Origin of the sequence: Nostoc sp. UIC 10607 (genome assembly GCF_047228265.1) — a bacterium.
GTDB classification, from domain to species: Bacteria; Cyanobacteriota; Cyanobacteriia; order Cyanobacteriales; family Nostocaceae; genus Nostoc; species Nostoc foliaceum_A.
Genome location: NZ_JBIQNW010000028.1, coordinates 14,529 through 32,590 on the forward strand (window position 1 = coordinate 14,529; position 18,062 = coordinate 32,590).

An 18,062-nucleotide genomic window follows, 5' to 3' on the forward strand; every position below is an offset into this window, starting at 1 on the left:
ATAGTAAAATTTACTAAAGTTATCGCATTGCCCTGTAACTTTATCGGACGCAATCAAACCACATAAAAATATCAAGATTAAAATGTGATTTTAACTACGCTATCCCATTGAATTAGTAAGATAAACTTGCCGTATGTATGTCATCAAACTACTTACCTTCATCTAATAACCAAAAAGGCATAAGCAATGAGTAAAGAACCAGTCAAAGTAATATTATGGGAAGAAAATCAAAAAGATTTTCTAAAAAAGTTCTACGATCTCCAATTTACTCCCAGAGTAGGAGAGGAAGTTTACTTAAAAAAGGAAAGATGGAAAGTAACCAGAGTTGAGCATGATGTAGAAATTAGTGAGATTAATGTCTACATGGAATTAATCAAAAAAGCCAAGCAGGATAAATCATCTAATTCATAAATACAAGTAAATACACTCAACTATAGCAATCCTATTTGATTTGTGAGAATTGCAACCCGCAGATCCCCGACTTCTCGAAGAAGTCGGGGATCTTGTTTCTGCGCGTTTGATTCAGGTTTTAAATTTTTATGCAAGGTGCGATGTCTACGACGGGCGTAGCTGCGACACAACAAGATTTGCAGCCAAGTGGTGACGATCGCACCCAATCTTGTCTGTAACGATACACTATAAAAGTAAAGAAATGTAAATAAACTAAATTTTGCAACCGTGGAAAATATCACATTGGGGCAAAATGGCCCATCTGTTACACCCTTGTGCATAGGCACTTGGGCTTGGGGTGATAAACTATTTTGGAATTATGGCGATCGCTACGGCCCAGAACAGTTGCAAGAAGCATTTACCGCAGCCTTAGAAGCTGGTATTACCTTCTTTGATACTGCCGAAATCTACGGAATGGGAAAGAGCGAGGAATTTTTAGGGCAATTTCTGCAACAGACGCAACAACCTGTACAAATCGCCACAAAATTTGGCCCCGTACCGTGGCGATTTACAGCCCAATCTGTCTCTGATGCTTTAACAGCCAGCCTCAAACGGCTACAACTTGAGCGAATTGCACTTTACCAAGTGCATTGGCCTTTTGCCTTCTTTTTAAGTCAAGAAACTTTGATGAATGCCTTAGCGGATGAAGTGAAGCGGGGCAGAATTACCGCAGTCGGTGTAAGTAATTACTCCGCAGAGCAAATGCGGGATGCACATCAAATATTAGCGGATCGGGGAGTGCCTTTGGCTGTAAACCAAGTGCGTTATTCTTTACTCAGTCGCCAAATTGAAAGCAAAGGTATTTTGGCAACTGCGCGTGAGTTGGGTGTGACTATCTTGGCATATAGTCCTTTAGCACAGGGATTACTCACAGGTAAGTACAGTATTAATAATGCTGAAATCCCCACTGGTGCGAGAAAAATAGACCCGCAATTTAAGAAAGAAGGTCTGCAAAAAATTGCCCCAGTCATATCTTTGCTACGCAACTTCGGGGAAAAATATGATCGCACCCCTGCCCAAGTTGCTCTTAACTGGTTAATTGCTCAGGGTAACCTTATTCCCATTGCTGGGGTGAAGACAGCCGAACAAGTACGGCAGAATGCTGGTGCTTTGGGCTGGAAATTGAATGACGATGAAATTGCAGAATTAGAACTAGTTAGTCGTCCTTGGCTGTAGTATTTCTGAACTACTCAAATACAGGAGGCTAAATTTCTGACACTACTAGCTCCCAACCCGATAGTAAGTCTGATAGTGTCAGTTTCTCATTGCATCTTTAAATTGATCTTCCTGCAAACTGGTAGAAAAAGTTACCAAAAAAGCCAAAAAGTCAAGAGCCAAAGCCAAAATATTGACTCTTAACTCTCAACTCTCCAATTTTATATTTGGATTTTGGATTGAAGAAAAATCTAAAAATCTAAAATCCAAAATTAATTAACTTCTAATTGTTGACTAAGAAGCTGATTCTCTAGCTGTAGGTGAACCTATCTTTTTACTAGGGGATGCAGAAGACTCGTGCCCACTTGTCCGCAGTTTTGGCTTGGGAGAAGAATGTCTTTCTTCACCATTGTTACTATCTGATTTCCATGCAGAACGGGGGCGATCGCTAGAAGATTCACGACGCTTGCCCAATCTTGGTTTGGGAGCAGAAGATTCCTCTTGGGGAATTTCTACATCTGAACTCAACCAAGCGGGACGAGTTTGATCGTAAGCGATTTGCAATGCAGCTGCGGCGATCGCTTGAGCATCGTATTCTTCAATTAGTTCGCTAACAATTGGCAAGAATGAAGCTAAACGCTCACCTGTCAAAGCTTCACGCACTTGTTCTTGCAATTTAAGAATGTGTCTTGCTTCAATCTGGGCGCGTGTAGGAATGGTCAGCAATTGCCAGCTTTGACGGTTATGACGTTCAAATGTTTGCTGTTTGCGCCGCTCAAATGGTTGTACTAAAGAAATTGCTGTTCCTTCTTTACCAGCACGACCAGTACGACCAATACGGTGGACGTAGGTTTCTACGCTATCGGGTAAGTCGAAGTTGATTACGTGGGAGAGTTGATCGACATCTAACCCTCGTGCTGCAATATCAGTTGCTACTACCCAACGGACTTGACGGTTACGGAATCTGATCAATAACCGTTCCCGTGCTTGTTGAGACAAGTCACCGTGGTATTCATCAACACTGTGACCAGCGCCTTGTAACTGACTGGTGAGTTCGGCGGCTGTGCGTCTGGTGCGGACAAAGATTAAAGCTGTTTCTGGATCTTCCATTTCCAGAATTGGCTGTAAAGCTTTGGCTTTTGTCCAGTGGCGGGGGATCAAGTAAGCTACCTGATTGATTTTGTTGGGAGCGGCTTTTGGCTGCTCAACGGTGACAGTTGCAGGCGATCGCAAAAACTTGTTCACCAACATCCGAATTGATGGTGGCATTGTTGCTGAGAATAAAGCTGTTTGGCGATCTACGGGCGCTTGTGAAAGGATTTTTATTACATCGTCGATAAAGCCCATGCTCAACATTTCATCAGCTTCATCCAACACAAACCACTTCACTTGATCGAGCTTTAAACAGCCGCGATCGAGCAAATCGATCACCCGTCCTGGAGTGCCCACAACCATGTGAACGCCACGTTTGAGTTGTAACATTTGGCGGTCAATTGATTGACCACCATAGATTGCTAACACCCGCAATCCTTCATTACCGATGAACTGCGCGATCGCATCGTGAACTTGCATTGCTAATTCACGAGTTGGTGTTAAAACTATGGCTTGAACAGCTCTTTGATTAATATCCAGCCGCTCTAAAATTGGCAGTGAAAATGCTGCCGTTTTGCCTGTTCCTGTTTGAGATTGACCTACTACATCACGACCAGACAGCAATTGGGGAATTGCTTGCACTTGAATGTTAGTGGGTTCGGTAAAACCGATTTTTTCTAGTTGTTCGACACGTTCTTGGGAAATGCCTAATTCTTGAAATGAAAGAGTCATTAATTCGTCCTAAATTTTATGTAAGGATTTTGGATTAGTCATTAGTCATTAGGTTATTAGTCATTAGTCATTAGTCATTAGCCATTAGTGAGCTAAGGGCGGTAGCGAAGCCTCAACTCTTGGAGAGGCTATGCCAACAAGTCCGCCAGCGTTTCAGGTAAACCCTCATGAAAACTGCTATTAACGCAGCATTGACCTTAGTATAAGGATGAATCTGTAAGGGTCATTTAACAAAGGACAAAGGACAAAAGACAAATGACAACTTAGTTATTGACTACTTGACCATAGAGGTCGTATGTATCAGCGTGGTGAATCGCTATTGGCACGATGGTTCCTAACTTTGCCTGGCCTTTGACATACACCAGACCATCAACCTCTGGGGAAAATCTACCTGAACGACCTATTAATTCACCACTTTCAGGATTTTCTTGCTCAATCAGGACATCGACTATTTTGCCTACTTCCTGTTGATTTTTCTTTTGAGAAATCGGTTGCTGGAGTTCCATCAGTTGGTATCGGCGATCATCCATCACCTCTTGGGGCAACTGATTTGGTAGCTTATAAGCTGGGGTTCCTTCCTCAGGGGAAAAGGTGAAGACGCCAACATGATCGAATTCATGCCGCTGAACGAACTCTAGTAGATGCTCAAAATGCTCGCTTGTTTCTCCTGGGAAACCAACAATAAATGTTGTCCGCAGTACGGCTGTTGGTAGCGCCGTCTTGATGCGATCTATAATCCCATCATTTACCCGCCCTTGCCAAGGACGGTTCATGGCGCGGAGAATATCTGGATGAGAATGTTGCAAGGGCAAATCCAGATAAGGCAAAACGTTTGGTGTTTCTTGGATGGCCGCTATCACATCTGGGGTTAGTCCCGTGGGATAAGCGTAATGCATTCTGATCCACGGTATATCTACTTTCCCCAAAGCGCGAAGTAATTCCGCTAATTTTGGCTTACCGTAAATATCCAAACCGTAATTAGTGGTGATTTGGGAAATTAGAATAATTTCCTTTACCCCTTGACTAACTAACTGCTCTGCTTCGGCGACTATAGATTCAATAGTACGCGATCGCTGGTTTCCTCGAAGATGAGGAATGATACAAAATGCACAACGATAATCACATCCTTCTGCAACCCGTAGGTAAGCTACGCCCTCGGTTGTAGTGCGGTAGCGCGGTGTAGTTTCGTCGGCAATGTAGGTTGGTTCGATACTAACCTGTTTGACCCGCTCGCCAAGTTCAACACGCTCAATTACATTTACAATTTTGTGATAATCGCCAGTACCCACAACGGCTACTGCTTCGGGCAACTCCTCCAAAAGTTGTTCTTGGAAGTGTTGCGCCATACAGCCAGTGATTACGATCTTTTTATTTGCCTCTGCCAGTTCTACCAAAGTTCTGACAGATTCTTGCCGGGCTGCTTCAATAAAACTACAGGTATTAACAATAACGTAATCTGCTAACTCTTCATTTGTATCTACACCGTAGCCTGCTTCTACGAGCATTCCCAGCATGTGTTCTGTATCAATTCGGTTTTTCTCGCAGCCCAGGTGAGAAATGGCAATTGTTGGCTTGTCACCCATATTTTGAAAAAATCTTCATTTTTTTTCTTCTTGTAGTCAAACATTCTGGCGCTAACTTCGCGTTTTTGCTATCAGCATCCTCATGAAAACAGTGCAGTGGCAAATTCCCACTGTCAGTAACTGTCCGTGGACTCATAACCCTATTAATAAATAAAAATAGAGGTCATGTTATGATATTCCTATCAATCTGTTCCCCAGGGTAAATTGAAGTGTCTTTGGGTACATTTGACACTTGTAATCTTTTTTAACAATTCGCCTATTGGTATTTTACATTACCGCAGCGTGTGCGTTGTTAATCTACCCATCGGGAAGCCGCCCAAAGGGCTTGTTGTGAGAAGTCGCTACCCTCAGGGAAATCGACGAAAGCGACTACGCCTATAAAGCAGTAATGCTACCCTGGCGATTGGCAAGTCCTACGACTGGGCGCGGACAAGACGCCTAAACCACGGAAAGCTGCCTTGCGTCTAGTGAGTGGCAAACTCCTCTTGTAGCCAAGTTTTATCTTAACATATCTTATGGGAGGTTTGAGGCCAATTTCCATCTGAGGAAGGAGGCAATAAACCGACTATCATAAAACACATTTGACTAGTTAATGAAAACTCAAGAGTCAAGGGTCATACAGTCAATAGTCAAAAAATTCTAGACTCTGGACTCCGCGAGGCGGATTAAAGACGTGGACTTATATCAATTATTTAAAACTCGCTCACCGATTATTGGCGTGGTTCACCTGCTACCACTGCCGACCTCACCTCGTTGGGGAGGTAGCCTAAAAGCGGTGATTGACCGCGCCGAACAAGAAGCCGTAGCCCTTGCCAGTGGGGGGGTTGACGGTCTGATTGTGGAGAATTTTTTCGACGCGCCGTTTACCAAAAACCAAGTCGATCCAGTGGTTGTGAGTGCCATGACCATTGTGGTGCAGCGGATACAAAATTTGGTGACTTTGCCTGTGGGGTTAAATGTTTTGCGAAACGACGCTAAAAGTGCAATGGCGATCGCTAGCTGTGTGCAAGCACAATTCATCCGCGTCAACGTTCTCACAGGGGTGATGGCAACCGACCAGGGATTAATTGAAGGAGAAGCCCATCAACTACTCCGCTATCGACGGGAGTTAGGCTGCGATGTTAAAATCCTAGCCGATGTGTTGGTGAAGCACGCCCGTCCTTTGAGTTCTCCAAATCTCACAGTTGCTGTGAAAGACACCATTGAAAGGGGTTTAGCAGACGGAGTGATTTTGTCTGGTTGGGCTACTGGTAGCCCTCCTAACTTAGAAGATTTGGAACTAGCTTGTAGTGCAGCAGATGGCACGCCAGTGTTCATAGGTAGTGGGGCCAATTGGGAAAATATTGATACATTGATGCAGGCAGCAGATGGTGTCATAGTTTCCAGTTCCCTGAAACGTCACGGACGTATAGAGCAACCAATTGATCCAATTCGTGTCAGTCAATTTGTGGAAGTCGCGCGTCGCAATTGGAACTCCAAAGGTGAAAGCAAATCAGCAGAACAAGTGAAATTACATTCTTAAATGGGGCATGAGGTATGGGGAAAAATTACTAATGCCCCATGCCTAATACCCAGTGCCCAATGCCCAATGCCCATTAACTAATAACAGTTTATGATTCGCCGCCGTTCTACTCCTTGGATTCATAAATGGTCACGTCCATTGATTGCCGCGATCGCTGGATGTGGTGCCCTGATAACAGGTTATCTCGCCATAGAAAAGTTAACAGGAGGCAGTGCAGCTTGTGTGGCACAGGCTGGTGTCAAGGGCTGTAATGATGTACTTTCCAGCCCTTGGGCAACGGTTTTTGGTCAGCCATTAGCTTTGTTTGGGTTTTTGGCCTACACCAGTATGGCGATATTTGCTTTGGCTCCCTTGGTATTTAACTCAGGAGACAACAATAGTCGCAAGCAATTGGAAAATTGGACGTGGTGGCTGTTGCTGGTGGGTGCGATCGCTATGTCTGTCTTTAGCGGCTACTTAATGTATGTGCTGGCATCTCAAATCAAAGCTATTTGTCCTTACTGTATTGGTTCAGCTTTGTTCTCCCTCAGTCTTTTGGTACTGACGATTATCGGTCGGACTTGGGAGGATATTGGACAAATCTTATTTACCGCCCTAATTGTGGGGATGGTAACGCTGATTGGCACTTTAGGCGTCTATGCTGGCGTGAATCAATCAGATGTCACACCTGGAACTCCAGGACAACCCGTAAAAATTACCTTTACTCCCAAGGAAAACCCTAACCCAGCTTTCGGTTGGAAAGTTACCACTACTTCTGGTGAGGCGGAAATAGCTTTAGCACGCCATCTGGCGAAGGTAGGGGCAAAGGAATACAGTGCTTACTGGTGTCCTCACTGCCATGAACAAAAGCTGCTTTTTGGTAAAGAGGCCGAGCCAATAATCAACAATGATATTAAGGTAGAGTGCGCTCCTGATGGCCTCAAAGCTCAACCAGAATTGTGTAAAGCCGCAAAAATCGAAGGTTTCCCCACTTGGATCATCAATGGTAAAAGCTATAGCGGAGTCCAAAACTTAGAGGAACTAGCGAAAGTTTCTGGTTATACAGGCCCTCGTAACTTCAAGTATTTTAAGTAATTGTCTTGAGTCAGCCTCAGCGGCAGTTCACAATTATTGGGAACGCTACACCGACCTAGCGGTATGGTGTAGTTCATACCCCATAGTCAACTGGATGAATACAGCAAAGTCTGTTTCCAGTTGGCTTTTTTGTTTTTGGTAATAGATAATAGGTATTGTCCAATACACAATTACCAATTTTCCTGCGGCTTTTTTTATCCGCAAACATTTCAAGCGCAAGGAAATTCTTCAAATATATTTACCCTAATATAATGTATAGTTTAATTTCTTTTAACGGCACTTGGGAGCTACCTTAGGATGTAATCATGTCAGAGCCAAACCCAAAGGTGTGTCTATTGGAAGTTACCGTTATTCTCAATAAAATACTTAATTGATAAAAAATGTGCGAGTTTAATAAAGTAAGCTTTACCAGACAAGGCTTTGGGCGTTAAATTTGCTGAACTCACTTTCAACAATATTTATACTTAACTTGTGCTGATAGCCACAAAAGTCCCAGTTGCTGTTTGGTCAGATAATTGGCCTCAAAATATGGTGATACATCACAAATACCACGATGTGTTAAATAACCTTGCTGATTTGAAAAAACTCTTAGAAACTCTATTTAGCTCCCGCTTGAGTTATGTTAGTCCGATAGTTAATAGCTATAGGAAATAGAGAATATTTCTCCCCACTAGGTAATGGGAATGAATCAGCAGCTAGGCAAGCGTTTTGTGAAGTTAATCTTTGGACTGAAACAATCGCTTAGTCGAGGACACAGAGAATTGATTACTGCCGTCAGTGTTGCAGTCTGTGTCCTGCTTTTGCACTCCATTGGATTATTGCAATCTTTGGAGTTGGCAGCTTTGGATCAGTTTTTTCGCTTACGTCCAAATGAACCTCCAGAAGAGCGTATTACTCTCGTAGTGATTGATGAGGCCTATTTAGATGAAGTAGGTTCGTGGCCGATTCCAGATACGAAGATTGCCCAGTTGTTGCAAAAATTAAACGTCTACAAACCCCGTGCTATTGGCTTAGATATCTACCGAAATTTGCCAGTCGAGCCTGGTAATCAAGAACTACGTAATGCTTATAAGTCGATACCCAACTTGATTGGTATTGAACTCCTGGCAAATGACAAAAATAAAAACATTAGTGTTTCACCTCCACCGGAACTGAATCAGGATCAAGTGGGCTTTAACAACGTGCTGTATGATCTTGATGGTAAAGTGCGTCGCAGTTTGTTGTACTGGCACATTAAAAGTCAGTTCCACGAAAGTTTTGCCCTGAAGTTGGCTTTATTGTATTTAAAGGCAGACGGAATTACTCCCACCCAAGCAAAAAACAACCCTGAGTATTTGCAATTGGGTAAGGCAGCATTTACTCGTTTTGAGGCTAATGATGGTGCTTATGTGGGAGCAGATTCCAGAGGTTACCAAATTTTGACCAATTTTCCCAAACCCAAATGTAAAAGTTTATCTGGAGAATTGTGTAGTTTTCGCCAAGTATCGATGAGAGATGTACTGGCAGATAAAGTCAAAGATAACTTAATCAAAGATCGGATTATACTTATTGGCTCCACTGCACCCAGTCTCCAGGATTTTGTATTCATCCCATACTCCAGCAGTCTAATGGGTACGGCAAAGCCTGTACCTGGTATTCAACTGCAAGCTTATTTTATCAGTGAGTTAATCTCTGCCGCTCTGCAAGGACGACCTTTACTCAAGGTCTGGCCTGACTTAGTGGAAGACTTGTGGATTTTTATCTGGTCTTATCTGGGAGCTGTGACGACATGGCGGATACGACACGCAACTAGAAGCCTCCTCAGCATTTTAGTTTCTTGCTTTGTATTGACCCTGAGTTCATACCTTGCTTTCTTGTATGGTTGGTGGATACCGCTCATTCCCTCACTGTTTAGCTTTGGTAGTTCAGCTATTTGGATGACCAGTCATATTGCCCACATGCAGGAAGAGTGGAAACGTTCCAAAGAATTTTTGCATCACGTAATCAACACGATTCCTGATCCAATTTTTGTGAAAAATGAACAACACCAGTGGATTGTTTTAAATGAGGCGTATTGTCGATTTATCGGTTATCCGAATAAGTTGTTAATTGAAAAGTCAGACTATGACTTTTTCCCTAAACATGAAGCCGATGTGTTTCGACAACAGGACGATCTTGTGTTCCGAACTCAGCAACCCCAGGAACATGAAGAAGAATTTACAAATGCAGATGGTCAGACTCATCAGATTGCCACTAAGCGATCGCTCCATAAAGACTCAGCTGGCAATTTCTTTTTAGTTGGAGTCATCCGAGATATTACTCAGCGCAAGCTCATGGAAGAACAGCTTAAACGTACTGCTGCTGAACTATTCCGCTCTAACAATGAATTAAAACTCAAAGAAGACCACTTGCGTTACTTAGCATATCACGACCCCCTGACTGGTCTATCCAATCGCAAATTTTTTGCCGAACAACTTTACGAGTCGTTAAATTGGGCGCAACACAACAACTTGTTGCTGGGGCTGCTGTTTATTGATTTAGATGGCTTTAAGCAAGTCAATGATACTCTGGGGCACGAGACCGGCGATCGCTTGCTAATGACTATTGCCGGACGACTCAGCAATTCTTTACGCGCTAGTGATACAGTTTCTCGCTTGGGTGGCGATGAATTTACTGTGATTTTACGGGCAATTCCTAATGTCCAAATAGCTGCTAAAGTCGCTGAAAAAATCTTAAGTAGTATTACCAAGCCAATTGTTTTGGACGGGTATGCAATCCGAGTCTCTGCCAGTATTGGCATTAGTGTCTACCCATACAACAGTCTAGACAGTGAAACTTTGATGAAACAAGCAGATGTAGCAATGTACCGTGCCAAGCGCCTAGGTAAAAATCGCTACGAGTTTGCTTAATTAGTCAAGAGTCAAGTCTCCAGATTTTTTTTACTTTAGTCACAATTTTTACCTTAAAACTAGGGATGTGGACTGGAGATACGTCCAAGGCACTATCTTGAAAAAGTATGGTGCATGTGCTGCGAACTGGTTTTTTAGGCAAGATAGAGACTTAGTAAGGCTTTTTTACCTGAAGACTAAACCTAAGAACACAGCTAAGAAAGGTATGAGTCATCAGAGGTAATTAGTAAATTAATTATTATTGTAAATATTTTTACTATCATAAATTATACTTATACTTAGTCGGTTTATTGCGGTATTTCATAATTCTATATTATTTAAAATCCTTATTATACGGCAATTACGTTGTTTTATCTTTATATATCTTTACAATAATTAGTTTTTAAATATACAATTAAACAAGGATTATTTAATATCTTCCTGAACTATTAGCCAGTAAACATAGTGTTTATACTTAAAAATATTAAAATATTATTAATAAATAGTAACTTGGACAAAATGCTTAAAGCAATTAATCAACATATCTAACTTTAGGCTGATGTAAAAACGGCTTATTAAGAATACCACTTAAGTATATAGACTATTTAATGCCAACAGATAAAGCTTAATCTACAAGCTTTTCCCATAATTACTTGTACACTACCAGCAATAATTAAATTAATTGAATAAAGTTATTTTTTCAATAAAGTCGGTAAATATACGGCAGGAAATAAAAAAGCGTTTTTAAATGAAAAAATAGTAAATTTACTGAAAGCCATGAAGACTAACTTCCGAATCACAAAGCTTATAATATTCTGTATAGGTGCTTACATACTATTACCGAAAGTTGCCGCTAGCACAGGTATATTCAATAGTGCAAGTGCTAATACTTTTCACCCTACTAGCAATACCTTAATTGCCCGCAAAGACAATTCTCAAAATTTAAAAGACATGTATATCCCACCGAATTATGGTGGTCCCGACAGTCAGCATGGTAGCGGCACCCGCTGATAGCAATTTTGGATTTTAGATTGTGGTACAGCAGCGGGATGAAGCATCTCATGTTTTGGACACCACATTCCTTCGCGTCTCCCCTTGGGAGAAGACCAGAGTGGTTCAGGTTTCCGTCGATAACGTTATCCCTTGGGAGATTAGGGCGATGATCCAGTTTTAGCAAGTCATAGAGCGTCATACCCCTACTCTTAAAGCTTGCTATGTGCAGCAGCGACCACAGGAGAAGGGATTAAAAACTTTTACTAAAAGCCTGTTCTGGAAACTTCAATCAAGACAATAGCGGAGATTTCCACCAATGATGTGTTTGTATAAGTGTGTGGACTTGCCAATTTGGGTCTGGTTGAGGATAATCTAAACGGTAGTGTCCGCCTCGGCTTTCGGTTCTAAAAGCAGCACTTTTAAGAATTAAATCAGCCACATCTAATAAATTGCGGGTTTCTGCCCAAAGTGCCAATTGCCGTTCAACATCTGGTAGGTCAAAACTAGCTGGTTCTGTGGGACGTAAAGCAAGCAAGAATTGACTTAAAGGCAAGATAGCGAAATCTTGCTGCCAAGATTCGATAGTAGCGATCGCAGTTTCCAACCTTGATTGTTCCCGACAAATACCAGCACTTTCCCACACTAGACGTGGTAACTTTTCCCTAAGTACTTCTAGCTGTGCTTGCTGGATTTGCCACTCACTAGCATCAGGACTAAATTTCCGTAATGGCAGCACTGGTGTTTCTGACGGCAGCCCAATATTTTCCAACTCAATATTAGCCATCTGGGCCCCAAACACAATACATTCCAACAGAGAATTACTGGCAAGGCGATTCGCTCCGTGCACCCCAGTACTAGCGGTTTCACCCACCGCGTACAAACCGGGGATATTTGTGCGATTCATTAGATCCGCAACAATCCCACCCATCCAGTAATGGGCAGCAGGGGCCACAGGAATTGGTTCATGGAAGACATCAATGCCCCAATGCTGACAAACTTTGATGATATTGGGAAAGCGGTGACGAATCTTGTCGGCGGGGATGGGGCGCATATCCAACCACACATGGGCAGTGGCCAAATCAAGGGCGGTACGTTGTAAATGGCTGAAAATTGCTCTACTGACCACATCTCTGGGTGCGAGTTCACCCGCAGGGTGGTAATCAAAGGCAAAACGCCGCCCTTCGTTATCGACAAGGTGTGCCCCCTCGCCGCGTACAGCTTCGCTAATGAGAAAGCGATCGGCACCAAGTTTAGTGAGGGCAGTGGGGTGAAATTGCACAAATTCCAAATCGCGGAGGATAGCCCCAGCACGAGCTGCGATCGCTACTCCATCACCCGTACTCACAGCTGGGTTAGTAGTTTGGGCAAATACCTGACCGCCACCGCCAGTTGCCAATACCACAGCACCAGCCCTTACCCATGTAATTGCACCTTGATAAAACAGGCTTATTCCCTGACAGCGCCCAGTTTCGGGTTCGATCCACAAACTCAAAGCTAAAGCTTGCTGAATGACTTGAATATTCTGGCGGCGTAATACTTGGGTAGTGAGGGTAGTGGTCACTTCCCTCCCTGTGGTGTCAGCTGCGTGGAGAACGCGGTTGCGAGAATGGGCAGCTTCTAAAGTTAAAGCCAAGGTTTGACCATGACGGTCAAAAGCTACCCCCAAGTTAACTAGGGATTGAATGCAATTCGGAGCATGTTGGGCGAGAAATTCTACAGCAGTGCGATCGCACAAACCTGCACCTGCCCGGATCGTATCTTCAATGTGTAGCGAGGGAGAATCTTCCGGGGCAACCGCTGCGGCAATGCCACCTTGCGCCCAATCACTGGCGGACAAAGCAACGGTTTCTTTAGTAATCAAGCCGACTCGCAAGGACTCTGGTAGACACAATGCTGTGTATAGTCCAGCAGCACCAGCGCCGACTACTAAGACATCAAATTGGCTAGGAATATCTATCTGAGGCAAGGTAATGAGGGAGTTAGAAGTGAGGAGTTAGAAGTGAGGAGTTAGAAGTGAGGAGTTAATAAAGTCATAACTCCTCACTCATAACTCCTAACTCATAACTCATATCATGTCCCACTCCCTAAAATCAGGAGTGGGCTGCTATTTGCTACGTTAATTGCAACGTGCAGTTATCTGTAGATGCCGTTGTTAAAGCGATCGTCTCCCTCATTGAAGGCAGGCTCTAGTTCTGTCACCGTGAACTTATCCAAGTTGGCTTGCAGGGTTTGTTTCTGGCGATCGCTCAATCCTGGAAGATCCAATACATCCTCTACTTTTTGGTAGGGAGCATTCGTGATGATTTTCTTCGCCAGGGTGGGATAAAGCCCTGGATACTGTTGAAAAGCTCGGACGTTGGTATTATTCAAATCAATTTTTTTACCAAATTCCGTTCCTAGCTTTGCATCTGCCCGATTTTGCCGCTCAATTGCCAGAATCGGGACTTGAGGAAAAGCAAAACTGTTGAAACTAGCAGCTTGGGCTATCTGAGTTGTTCCCAGCCATCCCCAGCAACTAAGTAACAAACTAAACACTGTTAATAAACGCGCCAATCCTTTCACGATTTTCTACCTCTTTCCATCAAACAGAAATAAAAGTTTTAAGCTAACAGCCGTCAGCAGTCATTAGTCATTAGTCAGAGTGCCAAAGACAAAGGACAAAACCTGATAGCTTAATCAACACAGCAGTCATCAGAAACTAATATACAGCGTATTAATATCCACAATATTTACCGTTACTAGGTTTGACTGTACTTTTGCCAAAAATTTTCATCATGGTAAGAGTGCTTGCATAACTGCAATAGACTTTTATCAATGATCCCGGTAGCATTCCCAGCTAGACGAAATCTTTTCAGGGTAGCTGATTCTACTTCCCAAGCATACACAAAACCGTGCGATGTCTAATACCGAAAACCCTAGCAAAAAGACTTGATGGTGATAGGCTATTATGTAATATTTCTTAACAAATTAATTATCTACAGCATCATTCTTGATGTGCCGTAGACTGGGCTGGAAAAAGTTTCGGTAAGAGAAGCCTACACGATCATTACAACCTCCGGTCTCCTGCCTTCTTCAAGCTGCGATCGCAGCTAACAAAAATAGGCTGTCTACCAAAATTGTGCTTAAAACCGCGCCACTAAAGGCATACCAGTGTCTTTGCTTTAGACCTAAAGGTAAAATCCCGACTGTCAACAAGACTAAGGCGAGAACTATGGCCCAACTTTGTCCCCAAGGCGCTTGTACTTGCATGAGAGCATTTTGCAAGATTTGTGGTGCGCCATCTGCATCTACTCTCATAATTTGCCGCCAATAGGGCATCAAGTCTGCTAAATAAAAATATACGTCGGTTAAGACTGTACCTAGTAAAGAACCTAAATAAAACCAGTTACCTACCTTGCCCCAATTCTTCGCCAAACACCAGCAAGCAAACGGTAATCCTATAGACTCCACTGGCAGATGCCATACAGGTTCCCAACGTAACCAGCCCCAGTAAATCGCTCCTGCTAACCAACTCCAGCTAAATCCTAAGAGCAAATCCCCCCATACATAAGTTGCAGGACGTGACATTAAGGTAAAACTTAGCCACACCCAAAACGCTGCCAGCGCTAAACTGAGACTTGGTAGCGATCGCACTATTGGTGCTTCTACAAATACTGGTACTGTTACTAAAAACACCGCCGCCGCAAACACTAACCAAGTTTGTCGGGCAGAAATAGATAAGGGAAGAGAGGGAGAAGAGGAAAGTGTAGATTCCAATTGCCTGATACCATTCTGCCCAGTATCAGCTAAATCCAACTCGGTATCAATAGAAGGGGTAGAAGCAGTGTAGGAGGACAGTGTATTATTAATCAAAGTTTTTAATATTTGTTACTAAACTTTATCTTATTTAAGATATCACATTTTAAAATCCCCCCCTAGGGCATTGTAATTATACTGAAATTTCAGGGAGTACTGGCGCAAACTAAACAAAACATTCTCCGCCAGACTAATTCCCTAAATTTCCACTACGTATAGAACTCCTCTGTAGTTCCTTGTAAATGAAAGACTACAAAGAGGTGAGGGGTGCAATTTAAAGGTTAAAAAGTCAATAGCATCAGTCCGTTAAATATTAAAGTTTGATGAATTACCAAAATTTCGTTGACTTATTGAGGTGGGTATAAGAACATGGCCAGCGTCTTTGATGATGTTATTAATCAGTAAAGTTGAATTTTCTACAAGATTGGGTGCAGTGGAGAGTATATAAAGCAACATCATCAGCTAAACAATGATGTGTAGAACAAGAAAAAGGTACTAATTACATATGGAGTTTATTCAAGCTTTTATTTTGGGTATTGTCCAAGGTATTACAGAGTTTCTGCCAATTAGCAGCACTGCACATCTTCTGATTGTGACAAAGGTATTTGGTTGGAAAGAGCTAGGTTCTAAAGATTTTGTTGATGCAATTCAATTTGGTAGCGTTATAGCAATTCTGGGATATTTTTGGTCGCTGATTTATAGTATTGTCAAAGGTGGGATCGAAGCACTAAAAGAGAAAGACTGGCAACGTGAAGAATGGAAAATTCTTGTAGGTATTTTAGTAGGAACAATGCCTGCTTTAATTGTCGGTTTTCTTTTGAAAGATATTCTTCCAGAGAGTGCATTAATTATTGCCATTATGTCAATTGTTATGGCGCTTTTACTAGGTTTAGCAGAAAAAATTGGCACTCGCAAGCGAGATTTCAATTCATTGCAAATTCGGGATGGTATTTTAGTTGGATTAGGACAAACTCTTGCTTTAATTCCAGGCGTTTCTCGTTCTGGATCGACGTTGACGACTGCCTTATTTTTAGGATTAGAACGCGATACAGCAGCGAAATTCTCCTTTTTGTTAGGGTTTCCAACTCTTACCATTGCTACGCTGTATAAGAGTTTGAAAATATTCAAGTTATTTCAAGCCCAACAGTTACCAGATAACATTGTTGGACTGTTAATTGTAGGGATTATTTCAACGTTTATTTTTTCCTACCTATCAATTGCATTCTTGATCAAGTACTTACAAACCAAAAACACTTTGGTTTTTGTTTGGTATAGATTAGCATTCGGCAGTGCGATTTTAGCTGCGATCGCAGCAGGTTGGAAAGGATAATTCCATAATAGTCATTAGTCATTGGTCATTAGTCCAAAGTAAATGACTAATGCCCGATGCCCCATACCCTGTTTAGCGAATCCCCCATGACTACCATTAATCCTGCTCGAATTACCAAGGTTCTTCCAGACTCAATAGCCGCAGAGATTGGCTTTGAGGCTGGTGATGCGATCGTTGCTATCAATGGTACACGTCCCCGCGATTTAATTGACTATCAGTTTTTGTGTGCTGATGAAGTTTTGGAATTAGAAGTTTTAGACGCTGCTGGTAAAACTCATAGCCTGGAAATCGAAAAAGATTACGACCAAGACTTAGGGCTAGAATTTGAAACTGCCCTATTTGATGGCTTAATTCAGTGCAACAACCGCTGTCCATTTTGCTTTATCGACCAACAGCCACCAGGTAAGCGCACCAGTTTGTACTTAAAAGATGATGATTACCGTCTAAGCTTTTTGTACGGTTCTTATCTTACCCTCACCAATTTGCCAGAAAGAGAATGGCAGCGGATTGAGCAAATGCGCTTGTCTCCGTTGTATGTTTCTGTTCATGCAACGGAGGCTGAAGTAAGAATTAGACTGCTGAAAAATCCGCGTGCGGGGCAAATCTTGCAACAACTCAAGTGGTTTCAAGAAAGACGACTACAGATTCATGCTCAAGTAGTAGTTTGTCCTGGTATAAATGATGGCAAACATCTGGAACAAACTCTCAAAGATTTAGCGTCCTTTCATACTGGTGAAGTCCCTGCGGTGGCATCCGTGGCAGTTGTGCCAGTTGGCTTGACACGGTTTCGGCCTTCAGAAGACGAACTCATACCCGTAACTAGAGAAAAAGCAAAAGAAGTAATTTCACAAGTGCAAATGCTCTCGCGGCAATTTCGCCAACAATTTGCTTCTAGCGTTGTTTGGTTAGCCGATGAGTGGTTTTTGATTGCAGGTGAGGAATTACCCAGCGAATCTGAATATGAAGAATATCCCCAAATTGATAATGGAGTTGGTTCGATTCAATTATTTATCAAGCAATTTGCTACTGTTGCGGCAGAATTACTACCGCCAACAGTATATCCTCAGAGAAAGTTCACTTGGATAGTAGGCAACGCCGTAGAAAAAGCATTTCAACCTATTTTGAAACGCTTAAATTTTGTTGAAGGTTTAGAAGTCAATATGCGGGCTTTATGTAGTGATTATTGGGGACAAACCATCAGTGTAACCGGATTACTAACTGGTCATGATTTGCTTTTAAATTTAGAAGGGCAAGATTTAGGCGATGGCATTTTGCTACCGAATGTCATGTTAAAAAATGGCGAATTAGTGTTTTTAGATGATATGAGTATTGAGGAATTGTCTGGTAGACTAAATACAAAAATTTTTCCAGTAGCAGGAGTTGAAGATTTAATCAAAACATGCATTTCCAGTTTTGCTCAAGTTTAGTTATCAAAGATCAGTTGTTTTTCGGAGGTAATTTATTGTTAT

The 18,062-nt window shown here is 42.4% G+C and carries 12 protein-coding genes; 7 read left to right on the plus strand and 5 right to left on the minus strand.

Annotation, left to right across the window (positions count from 1 at the left end):
- The first annotated feature begins 186 nt into the window (after positions 1–186).
- Both ACEYW6_RS21505 and ACEYW6_RS21510 read left to right on the plus strand, forming a co-directional pair.
- Positions 187–411: a hypothetical protein gene (locus ACEYW6_RS21505; protein ID WP_292736759.1), complete on the plus strand. Its 225-nt coding sequence runs from the start codon at positions 187–189 to the stop codon at positions 409–411.
- 267 nt (positions 412–678) lie between these two features.
- Positions 679–1,626: an aldo/keto reductase gene (locus ACEYW6_RS21510; protein ID WP_412981345.1), complete on the plus strand. Its 948-nt coding sequence runs from the start codon at positions 679–681 to the stop codon at positions 1,624–1,626.
- Positions 1,627–1,899: 273 nt separating this feature from the next.
- Here ACEYW6_RS21510 and ACEYW6_RS21515 read toward each other — a convergent pair whose 3' ends face one another.
- A complete protein-coding gene (locus ACEYW6_RS21515; protein WP_412981346.1) occupies positions 1,900–3,429 on the minus strand; it encodes a DEAD/DEAH box helicase in 1,530 nt (509 codons plus the stop codon).
- Between the two features lie 263 nt (positions 3,430–3,692).
- The gene (gene rimO / locus ACEYW6_RS21520) at positions 3,693–5,012 is read right to left on the minus strand and encodes a 30S ribosomal protein S12 methylthiotransferase RimO (RefSeq protein ID WP_190898782.1); all 1,320 of its coding nucleotides are present in this window, start codon (positions 5,010–5,012) and stop codon (positions 3,693–3,695) included.
- Positions 5,013–5,685: 673 nt separating this feature from the next.
- Between rimO and btpA the strand changes: the two genes are divergently transcribed.
- The 3 genes from btpA to ACEYW6_RS21535 all read left to right on the plus strand — a co-directional run bounded on the left by btpA (position 5,686) and on the right by ACEYW6_RS21535 (position 10,496).
- Entirely contained in the window at positions 5,686–6,534 is an 849-nt protein-coding gene (gene btpA, locus ACEYW6_RS21525) for a photosystem I biogenesis protein BtpA (protein WP_190898780.1), read from the plus strand.
- A gap of 90 nt (positions 6,535–6,624) precedes the next feature.
- Positions 6,625–7,608: a vitamin K epoxide reductase family protein gene (locus ACEYW6_RS21530; protein ID WP_412981347.1), complete on the plus strand. Its 984-nt coding sequence runs from the start codon at positions 6,625–6,627 to the stop codon at positions 7,606–7,608.
- 683 nt (positions 7,609–8,291) lie between these two features.
- A complete protein-coding gene (locus ACEYW6_RS21535) occupies positions 8,292–10,496 on the plus strand; it encodes a CHASE2 domain-containing protein (RefSeq protein WP_412981348.1) in 2,205 nt (734 codons plus the stop codon).
- 1,261 nt (positions 10,497–11,757) lie between these two features.
- Here the strand turns inward: ACEYW6_RS21535 and nadB are convergent.
- The 3 genes from nadB to ACEYW6_RS21550 all read right to left on the minus strand — a co-directional run bounded on the left by nadB (position 11,758) and on the right by ACEYW6_RS21550 (position 15,320).
- Positions 11,758–13,434, minus strand: coding sequence for an L-aspartate oxidase (gene nadB / locus ACEYW6_RS21540; RefSeq protein WP_412981349.1), 1,677 nt, complete (start codon positions 13,432–13,434; stop codon positions 11,758–11,760).
- A gap of 167 nt (positions 13,435–13,601) precedes the next feature.
- On the minus strand, positions 13,602–14,030 hold the full coding sequence (psbU, locus tag ACEYW6_RS21545) for a photosystem II complex extrinsic protein PsbU (protein ID WP_109011385.1): 429 nt from the start codon (positions 14,028–14,030) through the stop codon (positions 13,602–13,604).
- Positions 14,031–14,540: 510 nt separating this feature from the next.
- Entirely contained in the window at positions 14,541–15,320 is a 780-nt protein-coding gene (locus ACEYW6_RS21550; RefSeq protein WP_412981350.1) for a DUF3120 domain-containing protein, read from the minus strand.
- A 448-nt stretch (positions 15,321–15,768) separates the two neighbouring features.
- Between ACEYW6_RS21550 and ACEYW6_RS21555 the strand changes: the two genes are divergently transcribed.
- On the plus strand, positions 15,769–16,593 hold the full coding sequence (locus tag ACEYW6_RS21555; protein WP_412981351.1) for an undecaprenyl-diphosphate phosphatase: 825 nt from the start codon (positions 15,769–15,771) through the stop codon (positions 16,591–16,593).
- 86 nt (positions 16,594–16,679) lie between these two features.
- On the plus strand, positions 16,680–18,020 hold the full coding sequence (locus ACEYW6_RS21560; RefSeq protein ID WP_412981352.1) for a TIGR03279 family radical SAM protein: 1,341 nt from the start codon (positions 16,680–16,682) through the stop codon (positions 18,018–18,020).
- Positions 18,021–18,062: the final 42 nt, after the last annotated feature.